The sequence below is a fragment of the Rhodococcus sp. P4_F5 genome (genome assembly GCF_056401315.1).
Genome location: NZ_JBFUJP010000133.1, coordinates 1 through 4,046 on the forward strand (window position 1 = coordinate 1; position 4,046 = coordinate 4,046).

Consider the following 4,046-nt stretch of genomic DNA (forward strand, 5'->3'; position numbering starts at 1 on the left):
TCAGCACAACACAACCGACCATCGGGGTGCTCGCCCTGCAGGGCGACTTCCGGGAACACCTCGCCGCGCTCGAGGAATCCGGCGCGCCCGCGGTGACGGTGGCGGCGGCGCGCCGAACTCGATGCGGTCGACGGCCTGGTCATCCCCGGCGGTTCATACGTTCGTCCCGTGCCGACAAGTCGCTGCTCTACGACCAGTCCTCACCGTCCGCCGGGTTCGGCCGGGTCCTGACACAGGGCGGATCTTCGACCGGGAGGGTCATCTCGTGGCCGCGGTGGTCCAGGAGGGGCTGACGCGTCTGGTCTACGAGGACTGACCGGCCGACTCGCAACCGGACCCGGCAGATGACCGCGTCGGTCTCTCGGCGCAGCGCACGGTCGAGTTCGTCGCCTCGGTGGTTCGGCAGGATCCGCTGCCAGGCGGTGCCCGGTTCGACCTCGCCGATCACCACAACCACCCGCCGGCCAGCGAAACTGTCGGTGACGTACCGCGTCAGGGTGGGCGCGAGACCGGCGTCGGCGTCGTCGAGGAGGACCAGTCGCACCCCGGGATGCCAGGCCTGCCACGCTGTCGTGAAGGCCCGTGGTGACTCGCCGACCGGGCAGACCCGGACCGCGACCACGTCACTGCCGAGGGACAGCGCGGCCCCGATCGCCTCACGGCTGAGCGCGGAGACCTCCGCGACCGGGACCACGACGACGGTGCCCTCCGCGGCGGGGACGGCGGGCACCTCGCCCAGGTGGAGGTGGTCGCCGATGGCCGAGTACGCGGCGCGCACCCGTTCCATCAGGAAGACCAGCAGCGGCAGGGCGATCACGATCAGCCAGGCGCCTTCGGTGAACTTCATGGCGGTGGTGACCAGGGCGGCCACCGCGGTCAGGCCGGCGCCGAAGCCGTTGAGGGTCGCCCGCCACTGCCAGCCGGCGCCGCGGGTGACCCGCCAGTGCCTGACCAGGCCGACCTGGGCGATGGTGAACCCGACGAAGACGCCGATGGCGAAGAGCGGCACCAGGGCATTCATGCTGCCGCGTGAACCGATTAGCAGGATGCCCGCGAAGACGGCCAGGGCCAGCACACCGTGGCGGTAGACCTGGCGCGGGGAACGCAGCGCGAACCGGTGCGGCAGGCAGTTGTCGTCGGCCAGCAGCCGCATCAGCGTCGGCAGCCCACCGTAGGAGGTGTTCGCGGCCAGGGCGAGCAGGACGACGGTCGCGAACTGCACCACGTAGTAACCGATTCCGTGCCCGAGCGAGGCCTCGGTGAGCTGGGAGAGCACGGTTGTGCCCTCGACCGGGTGCAGCGCGAATTTGCTGATCAGCACTGCGAGCCCGATCAGCATGGTGCCCAACAGGATTCCCAGCGCCACCTCGGCCCGCTGGGCGGTGCGGACCCGCGGTTCCCGGAAGCTCGGTACGGCGTTGGCGATGGCTTCCACGCCGGTCAGGGCGGCGCATCCACTGGAGAACGCCTTCAGGAGCAGCAGCACCCCGACCGTCTGCATGTTGACCGCGACGGCGGTGCCCTCGGCGACGCTCAGCGGTTCGCTGCGTAGCAGCCCCGCGACGATCACCGTGAAGATGCCGACCACGAACACCGCCGTCGGGATCATGAAGGCGCGTGCGCTGCTGGCGATGCCGCGAAGGTTGAGAGCGGTGACGCCCACCAGCACGGTCAGGCAGATCCATACGGTGTAGGGGAGCAGGGCGGGGAATGCCGACGTCAGGGCGGCGACGCCGGCGGCAATGGAGACCGCCACGTTGAGGATGTAGTCGATCACCAGGGACGCGGCAGCGACGAGCCCCGTGCGCTGACCCAGCCGCGCACGGGCCACCGCATAGGCGCCGCCGCCGTCCGGGAAGGCCGCGATCAGCTGGCGATAGGACGCCACGAGGACGGCGAGCAGTGCCGCGATCGCGAGCGTGACCGGGAGGGTGAACCCGAGTCCCGCGCCGCCCGCGGCGGCGAGCACCAGGACGATGGCCTCCGGCCCGTAGGACACCGACGCCATCGCGTCCAGCGACAGGCCGGCCAGACCGGTCGACACCGAGAGTCTGCGCCTGTCGGTGGTCGTCGACGTGCGGCCGGGCCGGGGCGTCCGGATGAGCAGTGTGTTGGTCACGGGTGCGAGTGTGGACGCGAATCTCGTCGTCGCCCGCGGCCCTGACGATTCCCTGACGGGGCGCGCCGCCATCTTGGCGCGGTGGGTGCGAGGGCCGCGGCGGGCGTTCCTCCGCCCGTCGGCGCCGCCGCGGGCATCCGTATCCTCGTTGCGTGCAGACGAGACGAATTCTGGAACTGACGCTGGGCGGCGCCGCGCTGGTCGCGGTGGCCGTTGCGGTGGGCAAGTCGCTCGGGTCGTCGGGTGGTGACACGGCGCCGTCCGACGCCGCCGCGGCCGCCCCGACCGTCGACGGCGCCCTGCGCTGGACCACCGACACCTTCTTGCCGGTGCCCACCGACGCGCCGGTGCCGCCCCAGCGCCTGCTGCCGGTGGGGGTGCCCCAGCAGTGACCGTCGTCAGCAGTCCCGAGATCGAGGAATCAGTGTCCATCACGTCAACGACAGGCGAATCAGTCATCAGCACAACACAACCGACCATCGGGGTGCTCGCCCTGCAGGGCGACTTCCGGGAACACCTCGCCGCGCTCGAGGCCTCCGGCGCGCACGCGGTGACGGTGCGCCGGCGCGCCGAGCTCGACGCGGTCGACGGCCTGGTCATCCCCGGCGGCGAGTCCACCACGATGAGCCGGCTGCTCACCGTATTCGACCTGCTCGAGCCGTTGCGGGCCCGGCTGCGCGACGGGATGCCGGCCTACGGCTCCTGCGCGGGCATGATCCTGCTGGCCAGCGAGGTCCTCGACACCCGRCCCGACGCGCACTGCCTGTCGGGGCTCGACATCACGGTGCGGCGCAATGCCTTCGGGCGTCAGGTCGACTCCTTCGAGGAGGACCTCGACTTCGCGGGCATCGACGGCGACGCCATGCGCGCGGTGTTCATCCGCGCACCCTGGGTTGAACGGGTCGGGGAGGGCGTCGAGGTGCTGGCCACGGTGCCCGAGGGACCCGCCGCCGGACGCATCGTGGCGGTCCGTCAGGGGGCCGTCATGGCGACGTCATTCCACCCGGAAGTGACCGGCGACAGGCGGGTCCACCAGCTCTTTGTCGACATGGTGCGGGGAGTGGCGGCCACGCGCGCGTAAACTCAGCGGTACTGTGTGCTCCCCGCTGCAGCGTGCACCGCTGCGGCGTGCGCATCTACGAACGGGAAGAGGGAACTACGCATGAGCGGCCACTCCAAATGGGCCACCACCAAGCACAAGAAGGCCGCGATCGACGCCAAACGCGGTAAGTCCTTCGCGAAGCTTGTCAAGAACATCGAGGTGGCGGCGCGTACGGGTGGCGGCGATCCTGCGGGAAACCCGACCCTGTACGACGCCATCCAGAAGGCGAAGAAGAGCTCCGTCCCCAACGACAACATCGAGCGTGCGCGCAAGCGCGGTGCCGGTGAAGAGGCGGGCGGCGCCGACTGGCAGACGATCATGTACGAGGGCTACGGCCCCAACGGCGTGGCGCTGCTGGTCGAGTGCCTCACCGACAACCGCAACCGCGCGGCCGGCGAGGTCCGCACCGCGATGACCCGCAACGGCGGCAACCTCGCGGACCCGGGTTCGGTGTCCTACCTGTTCAGCCGCAAGGGTGTCGTCATCCTCGAGAAGGCGGGCCGCAGCGAGGACGAGATCCTCGAGGTGGTCCTCGAGGCCGGCGCTGAGGAGATCAACGACCTCGGTGACACCTTCGAGATCGTCTCCGAGGCAGCCGATCTCATCCCCGTGCGCACCGCGCTCGTGGAGGCCGGCATCGACTACGAGTCCGCCGACCCGGACTTCCGCGCCTCCGTCGAGGTCCCGGTGGACGCCGACGGCGCGCGCAAGGTCTTCAAGCTGGTCGACGCGCTCGAGGACTCCGACGACGTGCAGAACGTGTACACCAACGTCGACCTGTCCGACGAGGTCCTGGCCGAGCTCGACGCCTGACCGCCGGTCGCG

Annotated in this window: 3 protein-coding genes and 3 pseudogenes; 5 read left to right on the forward strand and 1 reads right to left on the reverse strand. The window is 70.5% G+C overall.

Translation table 11 applies throughout. From position 1 onward, the window contains the following. Window positions 1-26: 26 nt before the first annotated feature. Window positions 27-153 (forward strand): annotated as a pseudogene (locus AC1DU4_RS26080) (pyridoxal 5'-phosphate synthase glutaminase subunit PdxT); the annotation flags it as partial. Window positions 154-158: 5 nt separating this feature from the next. After that, window positions 159-316 (forward strand): annotated as a pseudogene (locus tag AC1DU4_RS26085) (acyl-CoA thioesterase II); the annotation flags it as partial. Between the two features lie 6 nt (window positions 317-322). On the opposite strand, the pseudogene AC1DU4_RS26090 reads toward AC1DU4_RS26085, so the two are convergent. Further along, window positions 323-2,008: pseudogene (locus AC1DU4_RS26090) on the reverse strand (APC family permease); the annotation flags it as partial. Window positions 2,009-2,271: 263 nt separating this feature from the next. Here AC1DU4_RS26090 and AC1DU4_RS26095 point away from each other — a divergent pair. From AC1DU4_RS26095 to AC1DU4_RS26105, 3 genes are all read left to right on the forward strand, one after another. Beyond that, window positions 2,272-2,511 (forward strand): hypothetical protein, encoded by a 240-nt coding sequence (locus tag AC1DU4_RS26095; RefSeq protein WP_477844844.1) that lies wholly within the window; start codon window positions 2,272-2,274, stop codon window positions 2,509-2,511. Window positions 2,512-2,549: 38 nt separating this feature from the next. Further along, window positions 2,550-3,200 (forward strand): pyridoxal 5'-phosphate synthase glutaminase subunit PdxT, encoded by a 651-nt coding sequence (pdxT, locus tag AC1DU4_RS26100; protein ID WP_477844847.1) that lies wholly within the window; start codon window positions 2,550-2,552, stop codon window positions 3,198-3,200. Window positions 3,201-3,281: 81 nt separating this feature from the next. Beyond that, window positions 3,282-4,034 (forward strand): YebC/PmpR family DNA-binding transcriptional regulator, encoded by a 753-nt coding sequence (locus AC1DU4_RS26105; protein WP_072843890.1) that lies wholly within the window; start codon window positions 3,282-3,284, stop codon window positions 4,032-4,034. The last annotated feature ends 12 nt before the right edge of the window (window positions 4,035-4,046 follow it).

Coding starts and splice junctions, on each gene's coding strand:
- AC1DU4_RS26105 (WP_072843890.1), top strand. CDS start 3,282: ATGAGCGGCCACTCCAAATGGGCCACCACCAAGCACAAGAAGGCCGCG.